This is a genomic window from Hymenobacter coccineus (assembly GCF_001816125.1).
GTDB classification, from domain to species: domain Bacteria; phylum Bacteroidota; class Bacteroidia; order Cytophagales; family Hymenobacteraceae; genus Hymenobacter; species Hymenobacter coccineus.
This window is the reverse complement of the sequence record NZ_MDZA01000044.1, coordinates 1-21,281: the sequence shown is the minus strand read 5'-3', so window position 1 is coordinate 21,281 and position 21,281 is coordinate 1. Positions and strand designations below refer to the sequence as shown.

26 protein-coding genes, 1 tRNA gene and 1 pseudogene are annotated in these 21,281 nt (G+C 63.2%); 9 read left to right on the top strand and 19 right to left on the bottom strand.

Going from position 1 to position 21,281, the window contains the following annotated elements; genetic code table 11:
- Position 1: 1 nt before the first annotated feature.
- The 5 genes from BEN49_RS03655 (at position 2) to BEN49_RS03635 (ending at position 5,129) form a co-directional block, all read left to right on the top strand.
- Complete coding sequence (locus tag BEN49_RS03655) at positions 2–379, top strand: cupredoxin domain-containing protein (RefSeq protein ID WP_070740908.1); 378 nt, start codon at positions 2–4, stop codon at positions 377–379.
- 11 nt (positions 380–390) lie between these two features.
- On the top strand, positions 391–1,014 hold the full coding sequence (locus BEN49_RS03650) for a helix-turn-helix domain-containing protein (protein WP_070740905.1): 624 nt from the start codon (positions 391–393) through the stop codon (positions 1,012–1,014).
- Positions 1,015–1,134: 120 nt separating this feature from the next.
- Complete coding sequence (locus tag BEN49_RS03645) at positions 1,135–1,452, top strand: hypothetical protein (protein WP_070740902.1); 318 nt, start codon at positions 1,135–1,137, stop codon at positions 1,450–1,452.
- Positions 1,453–1,566: 114 nt separating this feature from the next.
- On the top strand, positions 1,567–3,789 hold the full coding sequence (locus BEN49_RS03640) for a TonB-dependent receptor (protein ID WP_070740899.1): 2,223 nt from the start codon (positions 1,567–1,569) through the stop codon (positions 3,787–3,789).
- Between the two features lie 89 nt (positions 3,790–3,878).
- A complete protein-coding gene (locus tag BEN49_RS03635) occupies positions 3,879–5,129 on the top strand; it encodes a type II restriction enzyme NmeDI-related protein (RefSeq protein ID WP_070740896.1) in 1,251 nt (416 codons plus the stop codon).
- A 56-nt stretch (positions 5,130–5,185) separates the two neighbouring features.
- Here BEN49_RS03635 and BEN49_RS26545 read toward each other — a convergent pair whose 3' ends face one another.
- The 11 genes and pseudogenes from BEN49_RS26545 to BEN49_RS03575 form a co-directional block, all read right to left on the bottom strand.
- Entirely contained in the window at positions 5,186–5,458 is a 273-nt protein-coding gene (locus BEN49_RS26545) for a hypothetical protein (RefSeq protein ID WP_125916474.1), read from the bottom strand.
- Positions 5,459–5,485: 27 nt separating this feature from the next.
- Positions 5,486–6,277 (bottom strand): ZIP family metal transporter, encoded by a 792-nt coding sequence (locus BEN49_RS03630; protein WP_239691803.1) that lies wholly within the window; start codon positions 6,275–6,277, stop codon positions 5,486–5,488.
- A gap of 24 nt (positions 6,278–6,301) precedes the next feature.
- Entirely contained in the window at positions 6,302–6,979 is a 678-nt protein-coding gene (locus BEN49_RS03625) for a DUF305 domain-containing protein (protein ID WP_083325730.1), read from the bottom strand.
- A gap of 788 nt (positions 6,980–7,767) precedes the next feature.
- A complete protein-coding gene (locus tag BEN49_RS03615) occupies positions 7,768–9,054 on the bottom strand; it encodes a sodium/calcium exchanger protein (protein WP_070740886.1) in 1,287 nt (428 codons plus the stop codon).
- A 55-nt stretch (positions 9,055–9,109) separates the two neighbouring features.
- Positions 9,110–9,346: a cation diffusion facilitator family transporter gene (locus BEN49_RS03610; RefSeq protein ID WP_070740884.1), complete on the bottom strand. Its 237-nt coding sequence runs from the start codon at positions 9,344–9,346 to the stop codon at positions 9,110–9,112.
- The gene (locus tag BEN49_RS03605; protein ID WP_070740881.1) at positions 9,346–10,338 is read right to left on the bottom strand and encodes a nucleoside hydrolase; all 993 of its coding nucleotides are present in this window, start codon (positions 10,336–10,338) and stop codon (positions 9,346–9,348) included. Before BEN49_RS03605 ends, BEN49_RS03610 begins: the two co-directional genes overlap by 1 nt.
- A gap of 51 nt (positions 10,339–10,389) precedes the next feature.
- Positions 10,390–10,572, bottom strand: a complete 183-nt coding sequence (locus BEN49_RS30025; RefSeq protein ID WP_070740878.1) for a PfkB family carbohydrate kinase — start codon at positions 10,570–10,572, stop codon at positions 10,390–10,392.
- Positions 10,572–11,249 (bottom strand): annotated as a pseudogene (locus BEN49_RS30020) (PfkB family carbohydrate kinase). The gene BEN49_RS30025 and the pseudogene BEN49_RS30020 overlap by 1 nt, the downstream one beginning before the upstream one ends.
- Before the next feature lie 91 nt (positions 11,250–11,340).
- Positions 11,341–11,745: a response regulator gene (locus tag BEN49_RS03585; RefSeq protein WP_070740868.1), complete on the bottom strand. Its 405-nt coding sequence runs from the start codon at positions 11,743–11,745 to the stop codon at positions 11,341–11,343.
- 1 nt (position 11,746) lies between these two features.
- Positions 11,747–12,271, bottom strand: coding sequence for a sensor histidine kinase (locus tag BEN49_RS03580; protein ID WP_070740865.1), 525 nt, complete (start codon positions 12,269–12,271; stop codon positions 11,747–11,749).
- Positions 12,272–12,295: 24 nt separating this feature from the next.
- Complete coding sequence (locus BEN49_RS03575; protein ID WP_070740862.1) at positions 12,296–13,960, bottom strand: PAS domain-containing protein; 1,665 nt, start codon at positions 13,958–13,960, stop codon at positions 12,296–12,298.
- Between the two features lie 555 nt (positions 13,961–14,515).
- Between BEN49_RS03575 and BEN49_RS03565 the strand changes: the two genes are divergently transcribed.
- Both BEN49_RS03565 and BEN49_RS03560 read left to right on the top strand, forming a co-directional pair.
- Complete coding sequence (locus BEN49_RS03565) at positions 14,516–14,710, top strand: transposase (RefSeq protein ID WP_070740855.1); 195 nt, start codon at positions 14,516–14,518, stop codon at positions 14,708–14,710.
- A gap of 412 nt (positions 14,711–15,122) precedes the next feature.
- Positions 15,123–15,686 (top strand): DDE-type integrase/transposase/recombinase, encoded by a 564-nt coding sequence (locus tag BEN49_RS03560; RefSeq protein WP_070740852.1) that lies wholly within the window; start codon positions 15,123–15,125, stop codon positions 15,684–15,686.
- 121 nt (positions 15,687–15,807) lie between these two features.
- Here BEN49_RS03560 and BEN49_RS03555 read toward each other — a convergent pair.
- The 8 genes from BEN49_RS03555 to BEN49_RS03525 all read right to left on the bottom strand — a co-directional run bounded on the left by BEN49_RS03555 (position 15,808) and on the right by BEN49_RS03525 (position 19,122).
- Positions 15,808–15,881 (bottom strand) — tRNA-Asn (locus BEN49_RS03555).
- Positions 15,882–15,982: 101 nt separating this feature from the next.
- On the bottom strand, positions 15,983–16,441 hold the full coding sequence (locus tag BEN49_RS03550) for a Rieske (2Fe-2S) protein (RefSeq protein WP_239691802.1): 459 nt from the start codon (positions 16,439–16,441) through the stop codon (positions 15,983–15,985).
- A gap of 54 nt (positions 16,442–16,495) precedes the next feature.
- Entirely contained in the window at positions 16,496–17,473 is a 978-nt protein-coding gene (gene ftsY / locus BEN49_RS03545) for a signal recognition particle-docking protein FtsY (RefSeq protein ID WP_070740846.1), read from the bottom strand.
- Between the two features lie 141 nt (positions 17,474–17,614).
- On the bottom strand, positions 17,615–17,779 hold the full coding sequence (locus BEN49_RS25260; RefSeq protein ID WP_071889711.1) for a DUF4295 domain-containing protein: 165 nt from the start codon (positions 17,777–17,779) through the stop codon (positions 17,615–17,617).
- Positions 17,780–17,787: 8 nt separating this feature from the next.
- Positions 17,788–17,970: a 50S ribosomal protein L33 gene (rpmG, locus tag BEN49_RS03540; RefSeq protein WP_068227398.1), complete on the bottom strand. Its 183-nt coding sequence runs from the start codon at positions 17,968–17,970 to the stop codon at positions 17,788–17,790.
- 250 nt (positions 17,971–18,220) lie between these two features.
- Entirely contained in the window at positions 18,221–18,460 is a 240-nt protein-coding gene (gene rpmB / locus BEN49_RS03535) for a 50S ribosomal protein L28 (protein WP_070740843.1), read from the bottom strand.
- Between the two features lie 82 nt (positions 18,461–18,542).
- Positions 18,543–18,743: a C1orf53 family protein gene (locus BEN49_RS03530; RefSeq protein ID WP_070740839.1), complete on the bottom strand. Its 201-nt coding sequence runs from the start codon at positions 18,741–18,743 to the stop codon at positions 18,543–18,545.
- A complete protein-coding gene (locus tag BEN49_RS03525) occupies positions 18,733–19,122 on the bottom strand; it encodes a RidA family protein (protein ID WP_070740836.1) in 390 nt (129 codons plus the stop codon). Before BEN49_RS03525 ends, BEN49_RS03530 begins: the two co-directional genes overlap by 11 nt.
- A 159-nt stretch (positions 19,123–19,281) precedes the next feature.
- Here BEN49_RS03525 and BEN49_RS03520 point away from each other — a divergent pair, with 159 nt between their 5' ends.
- Positions 19,282–19,800, top strand: a complete 519-nt coding sequence (locus BEN49_RS03520; RefSeq protein ID WP_070740833.1) for a DUF2314 domain-containing protein — start codon at positions 19,282–19,284, stop codon at positions 19,798–19,800.
- Between the two features lie 65 nt (positions 19,801–19,865).
- Positions 19,866–21,122 carry an ornithine--oxo-acid transaminase gene (rocD, locus tag BEN49_RS03515; protein WP_070740830.1) on the top strand — a complete coding sequence of 419 codons (1,257 nt, stop codon included), beginning with the start codon at positions 19,866–19,868 and terminating at the stop codon, positions 21,120–21,122.
- Positions 21,123–21,281 lie beyond the last annotated feature (159 nt).

Here is a 21,281-nt window from a genome sequence, read left to right as displayed (position 1 = left end):
CATGGATACGACCGCCCTCCTTGTTACCGTAGTCGGCCTGGGCCTGGCCGCCTTCGTGCTGTGGTACTTCTTCTTTTCGGCCCGCCAGACGGCCAGCGCCGTTTCCTCCTCCAGCGGCGTGCAGGAAGTGGCCATCACCGTAAAAGGGGGCTACTCGCCCGACATCATTGAAGTAGAAAAAGGCAAGCCCGTGCAGCTGAGCTTCTATCGGGACGAAGAAAATAGCTGCTCGGAGGAGCTGCTGATGCCCGATTTTAGCGTCCGCCGCGACCTGCCGGCTTTCAAAACGACGCTGGTGGAGTTACTGCCCGAAAAGGCCGGCACGTTTCCGTTTACTTGCGGGATGGGCATGCTGCGGGGTAGTTTGGTGGTGAAATAATGACGCATCCCATGAAAGCCGACGTCAGCATTGCGCACGTTATACCGCCGCCGGGCTCGCACCGGCTGCTGATTAAGAACATGGTCTGCCCCCAGTGCATCCGGGTGGTGGGCGAAGACCTGGCAGCCCTGGGCTTGCAGGTGCACCGCGTGGCGCTGGGCGAGGCCGACGTATCCATGCCCGACGGCACGTCCCTCGATTGGGCCGCCATCCGCAGCCGCCTGCACGACGCGGGGTTTGAGTTGCTGGAGGATGCGCGCGACCAGCTGGTGGACCGCATCAAAACCTTACTGGTCGTCCTGATTCACTACCCCCCGCCCGGCCCGCGCCTGCTCAACTACTCCGATTACCTGGTCGAGCACCTAGGCAAGGACTACCACTACCTTTCCCACCTGTTCTCCGCTGCCGAAGGCCTGACGATTGAGAAGTTTATCATTCGCCAGAAGGTGGAGCGCGCCAAGGAGTTGATTGGCTACGACGAGCTGCCCATTGCCGGCGTGGCCGAGTTGCTGGGCTACAGCAGCCCGGCCCACCTCTCACGGCAATTCCGGCAGGTGACGGGCATCACCCCCACCGAGTTTCAGCGCCTGGGGCCCGCTAGCCACGCCCGCCGCAGCCTGGACTCGCTGATTTAGGGTTCCGTCGGCTTCCGGTTACTTACGGTTTTTTGGCTGGTTCTTTCTGGTAAACCACCGGGAAATCCCCTGTCTAGGGGTTGAAAGGACTATTTTTGCCCAGTATTTCACTGGCTGCCTGTGCCTGTCCGTTCTCTGCTTCGTCTGCTTACGCTGTTGTTGGGTATTTTTTACCTCGATACCGTATGCCAGACCGACGCGGAAGATGCCCGGGCATACTATGCGCGCGGCATTCAGGAGTACGTAGCCGCTCCCGATGCGGTCGTGGTGGCGGCCCCAACACAGCTACCGGCGGTGTCCGTGCCCCGTAGTTCGGGCGGGTACTGTCCGCAGGTGTTCTTCTGGCAGCGCCGGCTGGCGGCCCGGGCGTCGCGCGGTTTGTTGCCCCTGCCCCCGCTGCTCCGCCGCTGGCTAAGGTGCGGGGTGCAGCAAGTCTGAAAATTGGTAGATGCCTGAAGTCCGGCGCTGGAAAATCCCGCCGGGTAGTGCCTGCCAGTTCTTCCGCTTTCTGGACGCAGTGCGTCCTGTTCTCTTGTGAAATCTCTCGTTTTTATGGCGTTGCTGCTGAGCAGCGCCGGCACCGCCGTGGCCCAAAGCCCACTGCGCGTGCGCGTACGCGATGCGCGTACCCATTTGCCGTTACCGGGGGTAACGATCACTATACCAGATCTTAAGTTAGGGACGGCTACCGATGTGGTGGGCCAGGCCACTTTGCCGGGGCTGCCCGCTGGCCGCCACCGGGCAGTATTTTCCAGTCTGGGGTATACCCCGCGCACCTTGTCGCTGGTGCTCCCGCAACCCACAACCGAGCCCCTGGTGGTAGAGCTTGCGGCCAGTGCGGCCGCAATCGAAGAAGTTGTTGTGACGGCCACCCGCACGAACTCCCGCATCGAAGACCAGCCTGAGCGCATCGAGGTGCTGGGCGAGGAGGAGATGCGTGAAGAGGGCGGCATCAAGCCCGGCAACATTGCCAGCTTGCTCGGCGACATTGCCGGCACCCAAGTGCAGCCAACCTCCCCGACTACCGGCAATGCCGACCTGCGCATTCAGGGCCTGCAAGGGCAGTACACCCAGATTCTGCGCGACGGCCTGCCGCTCTACGGAGGCTTCGCGGGCAGCTTTGGCCTACTGGCCATTCCACCGCTCGACTTGCGTCAGGTCGAGCTGCTCAAAGGCTCGAACTCCACCCTCTACGGCGGTGGGGCCATCGGGGGCTTGGTGAACTTGGTGAGCAAAACCCCTACGCTTGGCACCCCCCAGTTTACGGCCACTCTCAACCAAACCACGCTGCGCGAAACCAACCTCACCGGCTTTGCCGCGCAGCGGGGCGCGCGCTGGGGCTACTCGTTCTTCGGCGGCCTCACCCAGCAGCAGGCCGTGGACGTGGACGGCGACGGCTTCGTGGACATGCCCCGCGTGCGGAGCCTCACCCTGCACCCGCGGCTGTTTTACTACCCCACCGCCCATAGCCAGTTGGCCGTGGGCTACACGGGCACCTTCGACAACCGGCAGGGCGGCGACCAAACCGTCTTGCGCGACGGGCCCGACCCGGCCCTGGGCCACGCCTATTTCGTCACCAATACCAGTCAGCGCCACACTCTCGACGCCGTTTACACCCAGGATAGCCTCGGCGCGGGACGGCTCACACTCAAGGGTACCGGTACCAGCTTTAACCGCACCGTGACCACCAATACGGTTGGTTTCCGGGCCCAACAAACCAGCTATTACACGGAGGCCAGCTACCTGCACCCGCTGGGGCAGCGGCACACGCTGGTAGTTGGCCTGAATGCCAACGGCGAACAGCTACGGGCCGCCGCCGGTAGCCCTACCCCGTTGCGGAGCCCGTATACCTACGCCACGCTTGGCGCGTTTGCGCAGGACGACTGGCACCCGGCCGCCCGGCTCAACGTGCAGGCCGGCTTCCGCCTCGACCGCCACACCGCCTACGGCACGTTTCCCTTGCCGCGGCTGGCCATCCTTTATAAGCTAACCGATGCGCTGACGGCGCGCCTCAACGGCGGCCTGGGCTACCGGGTACCCGTGCCCTACGTGAATAGCCTCGACGAGCGGGAGTACCCGCAGATTCAGCCGCTGAAAGGGCTACGGGCCGAAACGTCGCAGGGGCTCAACGGCGACCTGAATTACCAGCGCGTCATTCCGGGGTTTGATGACGAGGGTGAATCGCTGGTTATCAGCCTCAACCAATCGTTCTTCTACACCCACCTGCAACACCCGCTGGTGTTGCCCGACGGCACGGCCGGCAGTGGTACCTACCTGCCTGGCAGTGGCCCGCTGATTTGGCAGAACGCGGCGGCCCCCGTCGTGACCCAGGGCCTGGAGACTTACCTGCGCCTGCGCGTCGATGAAACGGAACTCTACCTGGGCTACGTCTTTACCGATGCCCGCCGGCAGTACGACCCAGTGAATCCCCACCTTGAACTGGCGGCCCGCCACAAGTTTGCCGCCGTGGGCACGGTGGAGGTGACCGACAATTTCGGGGCGGGCTTGGAGGCTTCCTACACCGGCCAGCAGTACCGCGCCGACGGCACCCCGACGCCGGGCTACCCCATCCTGGCCGCATTGCTGCGCTACCGGCTGGGCCCCTGGACGCTGGTGCTCAACGGGGAAAACCTGCTGGATTACCGTCAGACCCGCCAGGAGCAGGTGGTTCTGCCTCCCGCTGGTAACCCGGTTTTTCGCGAGTTGTGGGCCCCGGTGGAGGGCCGAGTAGTCAATCTGTCGCTGAACTGGCGGTTTGGGTCCACGGGATTTTAACTACCTGTGGCTTGCCGGACTTGGCCGGCCGGGTGGCAGACCCCAGGGTTCTGCGCATCTTAGTGGTTTTATTTATCCCACCCCACTTTATGTCTGCCGCGCTGTCGCCGCTTATCCAGCAATACAAGGCTGATTCCGAGTCTGTTTACAACACTTGGTTCATCAACAACGAGGAGCGTTTGAAGGCCTTCCGCTCCATTCGGCGCGGGGTGCAGCAGGTAGTGAAGGACATCAAGGCGGGCAGTTTTGGCAACGATTTCAAGGGTACCTCGCTCGAATTCGTGCTCAGCGTTATCAGCGAGCAAAAGCAGGTGTTTCAGGGCGCGGCTCACCCCTTCTACTGGAAGCCCAAGCTGCGCATCCCCGACATCTACGAGCACGAGGATAACAAGCGAGCCTTCGGGCAATTCCTGGAAAGCTGCCTGGCGGCCACCACCGAGCAGCAGCTGCTGCGCGAGATTGACATTCTGGACCGCCGCAAAATCAAGGGGTTGGGGCCGGCCGTGGCCAGCATCCTCTACTTTCTGCACCCTACCCTGATGCCGCCCTGCAACACGGCCATCGTCAACGGGTTCAACGCCCTGTTTGGGGAGAAAATCAAGCTCGGGTCTTGGTCCGAATACCTGCGGATGCGCGCCCAGCTGCGCGACCTTAACCAGGAACACCGCCAGAATTTAAGCCTCGATTACGGGGCCCTGAGCGGTCTGCTCTTCGACGTGGGCGTGAAGAAGATGATTGCCGGCGACCAGCAGTTTGCCACCGATGAGGACCGCGACAAGTACCAGCAGCAGGCCCAGAAGCGCCACAAAGAGGTCCAGACCGAAGCCCAGGAGGAAAACCAGCACACCGAGATGCAGCACCACCTGCTGCGTGTTGGCAAGGCCCTGGGCTGCGACGTGACGACGGCCATCAACGACCGCAACCGCCTCTGCGGCGGCCAGAAGCTCTCGTTTCTGTGCCTCGACAAGCACCCTGAGCTGCCCGTGCCGGCCGAGGTAGCCAGCACCATTCGCCTGATTGACATCGTGTGGTTTTCCCCCGGCACCAGCCGTGTCGTCGCGGCCTTTGAGGTGGAGAAAAGCACCAGCATCTACAGCGGTATTCTGCGGCTGACGGATTTGGCCTTCTCCATGCCCGAGCATGAAACGGCCCTGTACCTGGTGGTGCCCGATGCCCGCGAGAAGGAAGTGCAGGCCCAGCTTTCGCGCCCCGCCATTCGGGCCGCGGGCGCACCTATCCGCTACATCCTGTTTTCGGGGCTGCGCCAGCACTGCGAGGCCCTGTGCAAGTTTGGCGACTCGCCGGCGGCGATGCGGAAGATTGCGCGGTCGGTTTCTTAGTGCAGGCAGTTGTGCATTAAGCGTTTGCATTCTGTCTTAGTACGTTCGAACGGCTACTAAAGTATTCCCGTACTCGTACTTACAATATGGCTGCGGGCTTCTTCCTCGCCCTGTTGAGTGTCGTGCTGCACATAGTATCCCAGTTGCGTGCCCGGTGCGAAGGCATCAGTATCGAAATAGGGCGAACGGGCGTACACGGCCAGGCGCACCCAAGGTTTACCCTCACCGCCCACATGGCGGAAGATGTGGGCGACATCCAGTAGTTCTTTGCTGAACGCCAAGTGGCGACCGGATGCTGAGAGGGTCAGTTCAATTTTGGCGGGGTGCATGAGCACAATAGGTTATAAATGAACGCGCTAGGCCACCATGCCAAGCAGCAGAAATAATAAAAAGCCGACAAAGAAGGCCAGCGTGAGCAGCGGAGTTTCGGTTTCCTCGTGGGCCTCGGTCAGCAGCTCCTCCGTAACCAGGAAGAGTAGCGCCGCCAGGCCAAAAGAGAGCACAATTTCGAGCAGGTTGCCGGTGGCCCCGCGCAGCACGGTGGTGCCGATGCCGGCCCCGAGAAGCAGCATCAGGGACGTGCCGGCCACGATGGCCACCGCCCGGCCCTTGCCGTGGCCGCCCTCCCGCAGCTCCACGGCCGTGGCCAGGCCCAGCGACAGCAACTCAATGGTCAGGGCAATGGCCAGCAGGGTGCCCTCCTTCGCGCCGGTAGCAAAGCCGATGCCGAGCAGCAGCCCATCAATAAGGATGTCGATGCCGATGGCCACCAGCAGGCCCCACGGCAGGGTTGCAGCAGTTGGCCTGGCGACCGCAGGGGCGGTCGCCAGGCCAACTGCCGCGCTAGGCTGCTTTTCGAGGCGTTGGGTGAAGTAGCGCAGCCCCAGCATGACGGCCACGCCGAGGCCAAAGCCCAGGGCCACTTCGTAGGGGGCGTGGTGCTGCACAATGTCGGGCAGCAGCTCGACGGCCACTACGGAGAAGATGACGCCGGCCGCGAAGTGCAGAATGGCACTGCGCAGCTGGGGGCCGGGGGCGCGCCAAACGGCCAGGGCCGCGCCGGCAATCATCACGACGGCCGGCAGCAGCGAAAAGCCCAGCATCGTGGTCCAGGGGGGGGTACTGGCCGGGGAAATGAGGAGAAACATGGGGGTAAGTAGAACAGGGCAGGGTCAATTGGCCGGGACCGCCGCGTGGGCTTTGAGCCAGCGCTGGTACTGCCAGACTTCGGCTTGCTCGTCGCGGACAATGCGTCGGGCGGCGTCCTTCAGTTCAGCATCCTTGCCAAAGGCCAACTCGGTTTGCGCCAGGGCGACGCCACTTCGGTGGTGCACCTGCATGAGGGTAGCAAAGTCCGTATCGAGGGGCCCCGGCGTGGGGGGTGGCTGGCGCAGCGGAGCTAGCGCCGCCGCAATGCGTCGAACGAAGGGGTCCTTGGCATTGCCAGGCCGATATTCCTGGCCGCTGGGGGGTTGCCGGGCCAGGGCGAGGGTGAGCACATCATTGTCCCGCTCGTGGCCTTTGAGCACGTGCTGGGCCAGGGCGCGCAGGGTGGAGTCCTGGCCTCGCGAAACTTCGACGGCCGCCAGGCGCTGGGCCCCGGCGTGGTGCACGGTCATGAGGCGGGCAAAGTCCTCGTCCCAACACCCCCGGCGGCGCACGGTGTCGAGCTGGTGTGCCAATAGCTGCAAAGTGTCGCGCAGGCTGGGCGGGGTGGCGACGGGGGCTGGTTTGGGCTGACCGGCGTGCACCTCTTGCTCGTGGGCGTCGGTATCAGGCTTGGAATTACAACTGCTGAGCGCTAGGCTGATACTGAGCAGCAGCGCGCCGTACATGTGGGGAAGTTTCATCGTAAAAATAATTTGAAAGCGGGGACTTGACGCCAGGACCCCGGTGCAGCCCGCTCGCCGTTGCCGAGCGTGGCGCTGGGTGCTGATAACAGGGGTTATCAGGTGAGCGAAGTACTTAAACGGACCTGGGCAAGATAGAGGGCCACGCCCAAGGCGAAGGCGGTGGCCAGTCCAAATGGTAGGGCCGGCGCACGGTTTCGCCCCGTGTTCGAACAGTTTGCCACCAACCACGCCTACGCCGGCATCGCGTTCGTGTGGCTGCCCGCGGCTGACGCTGCCCCAGCCGGCCCTTTGTTAGCGGCCCCGTTCTTTTGCACCTTTGCCCAGGGACAGTTGGTTACGGCAACATGCTCACCACAGAGCAGCAGGTACGCGGGGTGCTTCACGCGCTGCATGCCCATGCCTAGGTGCCGGGCTGCGGCTGTCACCCAAGCGTTCCCGCTCAAGGGGTGCCCCGCGCCGAAGCACTGGTCCGGGGCCGGCCCTGAGAATCTGCGGGCCGCGACGTGGACGGTTAGCTCAGCTGCGGAAGAGGTAGCGCTTTTGCTACTTATCTTACCTGAACAGAACCTGTCATCTCGACAGCGGTTCAAGTATTGTTAGCAAACATTATGATGTCTAAACTCTATTAAAAGTCCCGTCGGCAGACTGCTAGACAAGCAAGGAAATTTTAAAACAAAAGTTTCTTCCTGGTGAGAAAAGGAACGTTGAAGAAGTACCCCCCGAACTTCCTGTGCTAACTACTGCTGCTTGTTTGACAGCGCGCGCTCTTTGGGTACCACACGCGGTCACTCTGCTTCCAGGGATTCCGCTTTGTGCAACTCGGCCGGCACCGGGCGGGCTAGCAGGCCAACCCGGAGGTAGTGCCGCAAGCCCTGGCGGTTCCAGAGGAAGAGGCTCCCGGCCAAAGCCAGGTAGAGCCAGCCCATGCTGGTGAGCATCTGAATGGTGCGGGCCTCGTCGTGCTGAAACACGAAGGCTAGCCCAAACTGTATCACAAAAAGGACCAGCAACGTGACGGCGCTGGCTAGGCTCAACCGCAGGCGCAGCAGCAGCGCCACGGCGAACAGAGACTGGGACGCCGTGAGAAAGAATTCCTCGTGCTGGCGGGCATCGAGCGGAAAGCCGGTCAGGTGGCCGGCCCCAATGGCGTACACCACCGGAATCATGCCCACGAGCAGCGTCCACTGGTTGATTTTGTCGCTGACCAGGGCCCCGAGGGCGGCCGTGGGGCGGTTGTTGAGCACGAAGAGCACGACCAGCACCACCTCCGGCACCTCGCTGGCGAAGGGAGCCACCCACTGCACCAGCAGGAACTGGTTGACGCCTAAGTCGCGGCCGGCGGCGAGCAGGGCTTCGGCGAAGGGCTCGGCCGCCATGACGATGACGGCGACGGCCACTATGGTCAGCACACCCATAATCAACCACTGCTGCAGGACGGGCAGGGTCACCAGGGCCGCTGCGGGGCCTACTTCGTCGTCATCGTCATCGGCTTCCGCCTCTTTGGCCGCGCCGTGGTCGGCTTTGGGCAGCTTGCTCAGGCGCCAGAGGTAGGCGGCGAAGATGCCCACCAGCACCCCGCAATCGATAAAGCTGATGCTACCCCGCCACACGATGACAAAGGAATAGAGGCTGGCCAGGGCTAGGTAGGCGATTTCGGCGGCGTTATCCCAATTCAACGCTACCGCTTTTTTGCCGCTGTGCCACCAGTAGAGCCCCACAATAAGCGGCCAACCCGCGCCGATGAGCAGGCGGTTGGCCCCGGTCATGTTGGCGGCGGCGAAGCCGGCGTAGGCCGAACCCGGGTGCAAGCCCGCTTGGTAGGTGTAGTACAAATCCATAGCGTACTCGGGCAGTACCGTCACCAGGGCCAATACTCCGATGACCAGGCCCTGCGAGACGTGCTCCTCGGCGGCTTCGGCACCCCACGAAAGCAGGAAGCCCGCCCCGAGGATGGCCACGAAGAATATAGCGGCTTCGAGCATGGGGGCTACGTGGGTGCCGGTCAGGTGCAGATAGAAACCGGGTAGGGTAGCGGCTACGGCCAGGGCCACGTAGAGGGAGAATTTTCTCATCGAGCGAGTGAAATCGGGTAAAAGGATACGGCTTTTGGTTTTACCGGCAAGGAGGTTACAGGGTACTGGCTTCGTGCCAGGCGTGGCGGGCTTCCCAGAGGCAGTAGCCGGCCAGCAGCAATCCCACCGCACCATCGGCCCACCACCAGCCCAGGGCGGCGTTCAGGCCCAGGCCCAGCAGCACGGCCCCGGCCAGGGCAGCATCGACCAGCGTCACGCGGCCCTCGGTTTGCAGCACGGGGTTGTTCAGCTGCCGGCCCACCCGCTGCTTGCCCCAGGCCAGGGCCAGCATCACGGCGCAGGTGAGGCCCAGCCAGGCCAGGCCAGGCCCAGCGCCGAGGACTGCGGTCGCACCGCGTGGCCCTGTACCCCGACAGCAATCTTCACGGCCGGGCGGCCGTGCCAGGGCCGCAGGGCGGGGCGTTGCAGCTGGGCGGGGCCGCCGGGGGCCGGCCAGGTTTTGCCCCGGCCGATGCCCGGGGGCGTATCCACGCGCACCGGGTGGTGCACGAAGCGGAACAGCTCCGGCGCCAGCAGGTAGGCCAGCGGGGTCGCGTCGTGGACGTAGATGCCGTCAATCTGGCGCACGCGCTCGCAAAAGCGGCGGTAAAACGGTACCCCCTGGCCCACGTAGGCGCTGAGCGGGCCGGTGAGGCGGGCCAGCTCGTCCAGCACCGCGCCGGGCAGGTTGACCTGCTGCGTCACGTCGAGCCCAAACAGGGTCAGGGGCCAGCCCGCCCCGAGCACGACGTCCGCCGCGTCCGGGTCGGACAGCACGTTGGCTTCCGCCGCGGGGGTGGCGTTGCCGGCGCAAAAGGCGTTGCCGCCCATGACCACGACTTCGGCCACTTCGTGCACCAGACTGGGCCGCACGCGCAGGGCGTGCGCCAGGTTGGTGAGCGGGCCCAGCGCGACGAGCGTGACCTGCCCGGGGTGGCGGCCGACCACCTCGGCCAGCAGCTCAGCGGCGGGCTGGGCAACGGCCTGCGTCGGCGCCGGGGGATGGTTGGTGTTGCCCTGGCCGTCGTCGCCGTGCACAAAGGGGGCGCCCCCGTCGAAGGCGCCGGCCAAGGGGTGGGCGGCGCCTTGGGCCACGGGAATGTCGGCGCGGCCGGCCAGGTGCAGCAGCCGCAGCGCGTTGGTGGTAGCCAGTTCCACTGCCACGTTGCCAAACACGGTGGTCAGGGCCCGCACGTCGAACTGGGGCAGACCCAGGGCAAACTGAAGGGCCAGGGCGTCGTCCACGCCGGGGTCGGTGTCGATCATAAGAAGGCGCTTGTCCATGAACAGAAGGGGAAACTAGCCGGCAAGTTCGGCCCGGGTCGGTAAACTGGCCTAGGCGCCGGGCCGGGTGACGGCGAGCGCCGCCGCCCAGCAAGCAAACGCCACGGCTGCGGGCAACGCGTGGCCCTCGGCCAAGGCTACCACCAGCGCCCCGGTGAAGCAGTCGCCGGCGGCCGTGGTATCGACCGACGGCACGGGGGCCGCGACCAGCGCCGCCCCCGTGCGTCGGACCATTAGGCGCCCTGCGCGCTGAGCGTGAGGACGCCCCGGCCGAACCCGGCCGCGTGCAGGCGGGCAGCGGCGCGGGTGGCCGTGGCCGCATCGGTTACCCGCACGCCGGTCAGCGTTTCGGCCTCGGTTTGGTTGGGCGTCAGCGCGTAGAGGTCCGCACCCAGGCTAGCGGGTAAGGGCTGGGCCGGGGCCGGGTTCAGGACCACGCGCAACCCGCGCGCCGCGGCCTGCCGGGCCGCGTGGAGGACCGTCGGCAGGGGTGTTTAGAGTTGGAGCACCACCACCGTGCCGGGGGCGGCGTCGGCCAACGCCGCTTCGACGTCGGCCGGGCCCAGGTACTCGTTGGCTCCAGCGGCGACGCTGATGCTGTTTTCGCCCGTTCCCGTCGCGACATTAATCAGGGCCCCCGAAGGCTGCCCGGGGGCCACAGTCACGCCAGCGGTGTCCATTCCTTCGGCCCGCAACTGCGTCAGCACCTGCCGGCCGAAGGCATCGTCGCCTACTTTAACCTTGGTTAAAAGTTTGGTACCGAAGTCGCATTTGGCAGCTGGCAGACTCGTATGGCGTACCGGAAAGCCAGTAAGAGTGCCTAAACGGTGCTTTGATTGGATAAACCTGTTTTGGGCACCACTTTTTGCTAGGTGAGAGCCTGAGCCAACAATAAGCTCGTTAGTACCCAAAAACGATCTTTTTCGTGCTTAAGCCTCTAAATCAAGGTGGTGTGCGCATTTGGACCAAACTTTTAACCGAGGCCCTACTAGTAAATCCTAACTAGCATCGGCCGGTGATTTGCCCTGGTATATTGGCCCAGATGGCCTCTGCCTCGTCCTGATCCAAAGGCTTGTGGATGATACCCGACACGAGGGGGTAGGCCCCAGCGCTGGCCGTATCGGCCGGCGCCAGCGAGGAAGTCAGCAGGTAAATCCGGCAGCGGCCTGCCAGCGCGGGCGCGTGCGGCGCCAAGGCGTCGAGAAAGTCCCAGCCTGTGAGTTCGGGCATGTTCAGGTCGAGGAAAATGAGCGCCGGCACCTCCGTGGCCAGGCGCGGCAGCAGGTACGCTAGGGCCGCGGCGGCCCCCGGGAAGGTCCGCAGGTGGCTATCCGCCCCTTCCAGGCGCAGCACCTGCGTGGTCAGAAACAGGGCAATAGGGTCGTCGTCGATGAGGTACGTGTCCATCTTAGGCCGCCGGTAGGGAAAGCAAAAAGCGCGTGCCCACCCCCACGGTGCTCGTGACGTTGATGTGGCCGTGCATGGCCTCCACGTGGGCTTTGACCAGAAACAAGCCGATGCCCCGGCCCGGCGGGCGGCTGTGAAAGCGCTGGTAGAGCTGAAACACCTTGACCCCGGCCTGCTGGGCATCAAAGCCTACCCCATTGTCGGTTACCGAAATCGTGATGCCTCCAGCCCCATCGGCCACCGCCCACAGGCTCACTTCCAGGGGCCGTTCCGCGGCGCGGTACTTGAGCGCGTTGGAAAATAGATTATCGAAAATACTGTAGAGGTAGGCGCGCGTACCGCGCACGGCCAAGCCCGGGGCAATAGCGAGCCGTACTTGCCCGCCGCACTGCGCCAGCGCCGGCGCCAAGCTCGCCACAGCTTGCGTGCAGACCTCGGCCAGGTCCACCGGCTCTGGCACTACTTGCTTGTCGCGAATGGCCAGCACCTGGTTGAGGTCAGTAATTACGGCGTCGGCCTGGCTCATGCTCTGGCGCAGGTGGCCCAGAGCTTAGTCGAAGCTATCAGTGTCTTTACCGAGCTTGGTCAGCAGCGTAGCCAGGCCCAAGGCGTTGGCCAGCGGGGCGCGCAGGTTATGGGAAATCATGTACGTAAACTGCTGCAAGTCCCGGTTGTGCGCATACAGGTCCTGGGTCATTTGGCCCTGGCGGGCTTCCGTTTCCTTGCGAAAATTAATGTTTTGCAGCAGGGCGATGTACTGCGTCAACTCGCCGGCTTGGTTATGAATCGGGGTCACGTCAATGGTTAACCACAGCTTCTGCCCGGCCTTGGTATAGTTGAGGAGGGTGACTGAGAAGGGCACCGTCTGTTGCAGCCCCACCCGGAACAGCTGTACGGCCGCCGGGTCCGTTTCCGGGCCTTGCAGCACGTGGCCGCCCTTGCGGCCCACCATCTCGGCCAGGGTATAGCCGGTGTGCTTAGTGAAGCTGGCATTCACCCATTCGATGCCCCCATCAGCTCCGGCGATGACCACGCCGTTGTCGGTGCCTTCGGCCACCAGGGCCAGCAGCTTCAGTTGCTTGGCACTTTTTATCAGGTCCGTGATGTCCAGAATGTATACCAGCAGGCCACTGGGTGAGGGGAACAGCTTCACGTCGAGCCAGCGCCCCAGGTGGGGCGCGTACGTTTCGAACTGCGTGACGCAGCCGGTGGCAAAAGCCTCTTCGCATTTCGCCCGGTATACGCCCGTCAGCGCTTCGGGAAAAACCTGCCCGGCGGACCGGCCCACGTGCGCGGCCCGGTCGAGGCCGAAGAGCTGCTCCGCCTCCCGGTTGAGGTAAATCAGGTGACAGTGGATATCAAACGAGAGGAAGGCGCCCGAGATGCTCTCCAAAATGGTGAGGTGTTGTTCAGCCAGGTGCGCCAGCTCTTCCTGCGCCGCCGAAAAGGCCGTGGTATCCAGCGCCGCGACGTGGATGCCCACCAGCAGCCCATTCACCAGCAGTGGGGTTTTGGTTACGCGCAGCGTTAATTTCCGGCCCGCGGCGTCAAGCGCCACCGCATCGTAGTGCACCGTGCGGCCGCTCAGCGCTTCCGCAAACTTTTCGATGAACAACGCACGGAACTCCAGGGCCAGAAAATCGGTCAGCGGCCGCTGGAGCACCCGCTGCTTGGGCTGCCGCAAAAAGCCCAGAAAGGCGGCGTTGATGTCCAGGGTCCGGCCTTGCATATCCAGAAAGGCCGACAGCGAAAGGGTTTTTTCGAACAGTAGCCGAAACCGCTGCTCGCTTTCGGTGCGTCCCGGCGCGTCGGCCCGGTAGGCCGCCGTGCGCCCGCCGACGGCGCTCGACCACCGGCCGCGCCGGGCACCCGGCACGGGCTTGCCAAAGCACAACAGCACGCCAGAGTCCGGGGCGCGGCTCACCGACCACCCCATAGCCACGGGCTGGCCCGCCCGGTTCAGGCAGCGGCAGTGAAAGTGCACGGGCTCGTTTGCCGCGGCTTGGCGCAGTTGGGCGGCCACGGCGGCCCGGTCGTCGGGGTGCAGCAGCTCGGCGAAGGGTCGGCCCAGCAGCTCGGCGGGCTCGAAGCCCAAGGCAACCCGGCACGCGGTGCTCATGCGTTCGAGGGTGCCTTCTAGGTCCACCGCGCAGAGCACATCGGGCGAACAGGTCATTAAGTCTTCCAAAAACTGGAAGTCGCTGATAGGGCCCATGCTGGTGAGGGTTAAGCAACTAGCACCGAGCTAGCGTGAAGGAAACGGCGAGCGCATCGCACCCTACCCACAGTAAGGGGAATACTACGACTGCTAATAGGCAGAAAATCAATAATTTTACTTTGTCAGAAGCCGATGTAATATAGGCACATATAAATTAGATAATTAGTTTATAGTTGGGCCGGCATTCCTTCAATGACCGGCTGCGCGGCCAGACCGTCGCGGAGTGGCACCAGCGCACCAACTCCGTGGCCAGCGCAGAGGGTAAAGGCACCACCTTTGCACTCGCAATACTCCAGGTCGAACTCGTAGGCAAGGGCTCGGTAGTAACCTGGAGCGGGCGCGCTGAAAAGTCCTTATCGGCGTGGATGAGGTGGTTGAGTGAACGGGGCGGGTTGAAGACCTACTTTTCCTCAATTGTTTGAATGAGCCAGTTCAAAAAGGTGGACCATACGGAGCCACCCCTCTCTTACCCCATTCAGAAGTAAAAAGGCCCATTCTAGCGGTGAGGTGGTCGGGTAAAATTGGACAGGGCGAAAGTAACTTTCCCTTGTCATGGAAGTAGAAAAACCAGCCGCTAAACGGCACCGAACCAAGTATGATGCGGCCTTTCGGACCGAGGCAGTCCGTCGCGTGACGCAGGACGGGCAAGCGACGACACGCGTAGCGCAGGCGCTGGGCATGAGCAAGGCCGTGTTGGGCAAGTGGGTGCGGGCAGCCCGCCCGCCCAGCGGCCCGCCCAGCGGGTAGCGAAGCGCTGGAGCAGGAAAACAAACACTTGCGGGCCCAATTGGCCCGTGCGGAGACGGAGCGTGATATTTTAAAAAAAGCGCTGACCATCGCCCAACTGCTGGATGCGCAGTCTCACAAAAGACGGGCCGATGAAACGCTTCGCTTTCATTGCTTTACACGCTCGCTACTGGCCCGTGCGGCAGCAGTGCCAGCGGCTGGGCGTCAGTGCCAGCGGCTACGATGCCTGGTGCAAGCGCGCACCTGTGCCGACGGCCGAACAAGTGCTGCCCGCCTGGCAAGTGGCGGCCCAGCGCGTTTTCGCCGCCCACGCCGGCCGCTATGGTCAGCGTCGGCGGCGCGCTCAGCTGCGGCGCGAAGGCCACGCGGTGGGCCGCCAGCGTTTGCGCGGCTGGCTCAGTAGCAGCGCTCGGTGCGCCCTCTGCACCCGCGCCAGTTCCCGGCCGCCGCGCACCACCCAGCCGACCCACAGGCCGTGGCGGCCGCCAACAAGCTCGCCACCTGGCCCGCGGCGACGGCTCCTAACCAAATCTGGGTCGGCGACATCACCTACTTAGCCCTGGCCACCGGCCACTGGGCGTACCTGGCCTGCTGGCGCGATGCCTTCCCCCGGCGCGTGGTGGGCTGGCAGGTGAGCGGGTCACTGCATACCGACTTGATTCTGACCGCCTTTGAGCGGGCCGTGGCCATCTGCCAGCCCCCGCCCGGCCTGCTCGTGCATGCTGACCGCGGCAGCCAGTACACCAGCGACACTTTTACCCAGTTCCTGGACCGCACCCAGGCCATTGCCAGCCTGAGCCGACCCGGCAATCCCTATGATAACGCCAGAAAGCAACGCTGCGGAAGAAAAGTAGCGCCACAAAAAACTGATTCTTATCCCGCGCAAAGCCCAGTTATTCCCAGCCAGTGTATATTAACCGCACGAATGCGGACACCGGCCCCCAGCCAAGCCGACGCCCAGAAACTGGAGCCATAAAAGAAGGGGCCCCGACCAACTAGGTCGGCCCCTTCTTTTATTTTATGGATCACAGTTGACCAAAAATCCTAAGCAAAACGCCCCGCAAACACGAGGTTTGCGGGGCGTTCCAGACTTGTAGCGCTCCCTCCTGGGCTCGAACCAGGGACCCTCTGATTAACAGTCAGATGCTCTAACCGGCTGAGCTAAGGAAGCATTTCGTCCCGAAACCGGCGTTTTCGGACTGCAAACTTACGGCGCCGTGCCGGTTAGTGCAAGATGAGCGCAGAAAAAGGTTAAAAAAATGCGCCGGCCGTTTAGTTCACGATGCTTAATTGCGTGCCTTGCAGGCTGGTAGCATATGCACGCAGGGGCCGCACCGCGGGGCCCCCAATGACCTGGCCGGTGAGACTGAAGCGCGAACCGCAGCACGAGTCGCCTAAGAAAAGGCGCGTCGGGCGGTCGATGCTTACCAGCGAGCAGGCATCGTAGGGCTGGTAGGGGCAGTTGCGCTCAAAGGCCAGGTAGCTGCTGGCGTTCTGGCGCACCACCAGTATGCCCTTCACGCCGCCGGTGCCGGCGGGGCCCTGCACGGGCAAGGCCACCACGCCGTTGTCGAAGCGCAGGGCCCGGTATTGCTGGTTGGTGAGGTCGATGACGATATTCACCGGCGCGGAGGGAATCAGCGGCTCGGCGTTGCTACCGCCGGAGCTGCACGAGGCCAGGCCCCCCATAAACAGGGCCGGCGCAAGGAGCGAAGCAAAAAGAGGGCGCATGGCAAGAAGGCTTTGCGGCCGCAACGGCCGGCCGGGGCAGTTTAGTGCCCGCGGCTACTTGCGAAACAGCGAATTGACGTAGGTGTGCTTGTCGAAGAGCTGCAAATCGGTCATCTTCTCCCCCACCCCGATGTAGCGCACCGGAATGCTGAACTGATCCGAAATGCCAATCACCACCCCGCCCCGTGCCGTGCCGTCGAGCTTGGTGATGGCCAGGGCCGACACCTCGGTGGCCTTCGTGAACTCCTTGGCTTGCAAAAAGGCGTTCTGGCCTGTACTGCCGTCCAGCACCAACAGCACTTCGTGCGGTGCGTCGGGAATCACCTTCTGCATCACGCGCTTGATTTTGGTGAGCTCGTTCATCAAGTTCACCTTGTTGTGCAGGCGCCCGGCGGTATCGATGATGACTACGTCGGCCCCTAGCTCCACGCCCTTGCGCACGGCGTCGTAAGCCACCGAAGCGGGGTCGGTGTTCATGCCGTGGCTCACCACGGGCACGCCCACGCGCTGGCCCCAGATGATGAGCTGATCCACGGCCGCGGCCCGGAACGTATCGGCGGCGCCCAGCACCACCTTTTTGCCCGCGCTGTGGAAGCGGTGGGCCAGCTTGCCGATGGTCGTGGTTTTGCCCACGCCGTTCACGCCCACCACCATAATCACGAAAGGCCCCGCGCCCTGCGCAGCGTCGCCGCGCTCGAGCACGGCCGTCGAACCGGTGTTGTTGTCTTCGAGCAGACCGGCAATCTCTTCGCGCAGGATACGGTCCAGCTCGTTGGTGCTCACGTACTTGTCGCGGGCCACGCGCTGCTCGATGCGGTCAATCACCTTCACCGTCGTGTCGATACCCACGTCGGCATGCACCAGCAGGGCCTCCAGGTCGTCGAGCACGGCCTCGTCAACCGTGTTCTTGCCAACCACGGCCTTGCTGAGCTGGTTGAAAAAGTTGGTCTTGGTTTTCTCCAGGCCCGCGTCGAGCGAGGCCTGTTGCTCCTTGCTGTCCTTGTCTTTCTTAAAAAAATCGAAGAGGCCCATGCGGTGCGGCGGTGCGCCCGGCTGGGGCCGGGCAACGTAGAAGGGTGAGAATTAGGGCCCCAGGGGCCCAAAAATGGCCGGGCCTGACACGAAAAAAGTCCCACGAAGGCGGGACTTTTTCATTGTTCAGCGGCCGGCGGCTTACTTGTTGCCGGTGGTGATGAACTCCTGCACTTTGTCGAGGAGCACCATTTCCTCCTTGAAGGTGTAGGCACCCGTCTTCTCCGATTTCACGGCGCGAATGACTTTTGCCCAGTTCTTGGCGTTCTCCGTGGTTTTCAGAGTTGCTACTACTTTCTTAGCCATAACGCAGGTTATTTAATCTCTTTGTGAACGGTCATTTTGCGCATGATCGGGTTGAATTTCTTCAGCTCAATGCGCTCGGGGGTATTCTTGCGGTTCTTGGTGGTGATGTAGCGCGAGGTGCCCGGCAGCCCCGAATTTTTATGCTCGGTGCATTCCATGATAACCTGCACCCGGTTTCCTTTCTTGGCCATCTCGACGGGGGTTGTTTTTGGTTTTAGGATTGCAAAGGTACGGGCTTTTGGGGAAACCGCAAAAGCCTAAGCTCCTATTGCTTATTTATAGTCTTATCAGCCAGGGTATTTCCGGCTATGCCGGGGCCCCGGGGCCCACCAAAGCCAGCGCCGATGCCCGGCCCGGGGGCTGGCGCATCGGCGCTGGCTTTGGCAGTAAGCGGCGCTGCGGGCCGGCAAGTAGTTGCCCAGCCCGCAGCGCCGCACTCAGTTAATACACAACGAAACCCTGGTCTTTGGCTTTCTTCAGCACGGCCGTGATGCCGTTTTTGCTGATGGTGCGGATGGTGGAAGTAGCCACTTTTAGCGTCACCCAGGCGTCTTGCTCGGGGATGTAGAAGCGCTTCTTCTGCAGGTTCGGGTAGAACTTGCGCTTGGTTTTGTTATTAGCGTGCGACACGTTGTTGCCAACGCGGGTGCGCTTGCCGGTCAAATCACAAACTCGGGCCATGATATCGGGGGATTAGAAATTACAAAGCAGGGAAACGGGCCGCAAATATCGGTAAAAGTCTGCCAATTACCAACTACCCGTTTCATTTTCCTGCCGGCGCAGGCCCCGGGGCCCTAAAATTCCAGGGGCAATGGCGGCATCCATTGCGGCAGCAGAAGCCCCGCCGCTGGTGGTACTGCGCCGTGAACACGAGGTAGCCTTCGGGCGTGGTGTAGTAATCGCCGGGCAGCAGGGGCCGGGCGGCAAACTCTTCCAGCGTGGGGCGCTTGGGCTCAGCAGGCATCGGGGGGCAGCACGGCGATGCACTCGATTTCAACCAGCGCCTCCAGTGGCAGGCGCGACACCTCGACGGTGGTGCGGGCCGGGCGGTGGTCCCCGAACACCTCGGCGTACACGGCGTTCATGCGGGCAAATTCGGCGAAGTTTTTCAGAAATACCGACGTTTTCACGACGTCGGCCAGGCCCAGGCCCTGCGCCGAAAGCACCGTGGCTAGGTTGGCCAGCACTTGCCGGGTCTGGTCCTCGATGGTGAGGGCCTCGATGCGCATGGTGGCGGGCACGAGCGGCGTTTGGCCGGAGCAAAACACGAAGCCGCCGGCCACGATGGCCTGCGCGTAGGGCCCCACGGCGGCGGGCGCGTCGGGGTGGTGAAGGGCTTGCATGCAGGCAAAGGTAGCGGCGTCAGGCGCGGCCTACCCGAACGACTAGGGCTTTAGAATAGCTGTATTTTTGAGCGCCCTACCTTTTGCTCTACTTGCCTGCCAGCGCCGTCATCCATATCATTGGTTGGAATGAACGGCTGACATAAAACTCCGACGACTATGCTACGCCTATTCTTGTTGATTGCTTCGTTTGCCCAACTGCTCGCTTTTCAGGCAACCGCTCAGCAAAACGCGCCCGTCAACTCTGCCCCGCTAGCCCCCAATGCCCCTGCTGACCGGCCTATGAGCGTAGTAGTGGCTGATAAGGCTGATTCAGAAGCGGCTTCGGCGGCGTTTGAGCAACACATTGCACCCGCCATAAAAAAGGCGCGAGCCACCTTGCCCCAAGCCAAAAACCGCTTTTTGCAAGGGTTGCCCAGCGGGCAGGCATTTTACGTCACCACGCGTATCTCGGACCCGAACGGCCCCTATGAACAAGTATTCGTGCGCGTCAAACAATGGCAAGGAACGCGAGTACAAGGCTTCATTGCCAGCCAGCTCGACGTAGTTAAAACCTACCAACAAAATCAACTCATTACTTTCTCTACGTCGGACATATTCGACTGGACCATCAGCCGCCCCGATGGCTCCGAGGAAGGTAATTTCATCGGGAAATTAATCGATGCCGATAGCCAATAAACTTCACTTGTTCAGCGCGCTTCTTCTAACAAGTGCGTAAGATTCCCACCGCTCATTCCCTTCCCATGCAATTTCCCGCCCCTGCCCTGCCCACCACCAATAGCCGCGCCGCGCAGCTCATGGCCCTCGAAAACCGCTACGGGGCCCACAATTACCACCCGCTGCCGGTGGTGCTGGCCCGCGGCGAGGGCGTGCATTTGTGGGACGTGGACGGCAAGCGGTACTACGATTTCCTCTCGGCCTACTCGGCCGTGAACCAGGGGCACTGCCACCCGCGCATCGTCGGGGCCCTGGCGGCGCAGGCACAAACGCTGACGCTGACCTCGCGGGCGTTTTTCAACGACCAGCTTGGGCCGGCTGAGCAGCAGCTGTGCGAGCTATTTAAGTACGACAAAGCGCTGCTGATGAACTCCGGGGCGGAGGCCGTGGAAACGGCCCTCAAGCTGGCCCGCAAGTGGGGATACCAGGAAAAGGGCATTTCCCCCAACCAGGCGCGCATTGTGGTAGCCGAGCACAACTTCCACGGGCGCACCACGGGCATCATCTCCTTCAGCACCGATGGCGAGAGTACGGGCGGCTTTGGGCCCTTCGTGCCGGGCTACCAGGTGGTGCCCTACAACGACATTGAGGCCCTGGGCGCGGCTCTGCAAGACCCGCACGTGTGCGGCTTCCTGATCGAGCCCATCCAGGGCGAGGCGGGCGTGGTGCTGCCCGCCGTGGGCTACCTGGCGCAGGCCGCCGCGCTCTGCAAGGCGCACAACGTGCTGCTGATTACCGACGAAATTCAGACCGGCCTGGGGCGCACAGGCAAGCTGCTCGCCTCCGACCACGAGGCGGTGCGCGGCGACATCCTCATCCTCGGCAAGGCCCTGAGCGGTGGCGTATTGCCCGTGTCGGCGGTGCTGGCTGATGATGCTATTATGCTCACGATTCAGCCCGGGCAGCACGGCTCCACGTTTGGCGGCAACCCGCTGGCCTGCGCCGTAATGCGGGCAGCGCTGGACGTGCTCATCGACGAGAAGCTGGCCGAGAATGCGGCCCGACTGGGCGAGGTTTTCCGGCAGCGGATGCGCCAGGTGCAGGCCGAATGCCCCGCTACGGTGACGCTGGTGCGCGGCCGCGGCCTGCTTAATGCGGTGGTTATCCGGCCTGCCGATGACGGCCGCACGGCCTGGGATGTGTGCGTGAGCCTGATGGAGCGCGGCGTGCTGGCCAAGCCCACCCACGGCGACATCATCCGCTTCGCCCCGCCCCTCGTCATCACCGAAGCACAACTACACGAGGCTTGCGACGTAATTGCGGACGTAATCCGGGAATTCTAGCCCGGCTCCGCCCTATGATGCCTACTCGTTTACGCCCGGTTACCTTACTATTCACGCTGAGCCTATTGGCCGGCTGCCGGAGCGAGCAGGTCGCCTTTCAGTTCACTACGCCGGTTGGCCAGGGCCCCGGGGCCCTGGCGCGCCCCCCGCGCCCCCGCG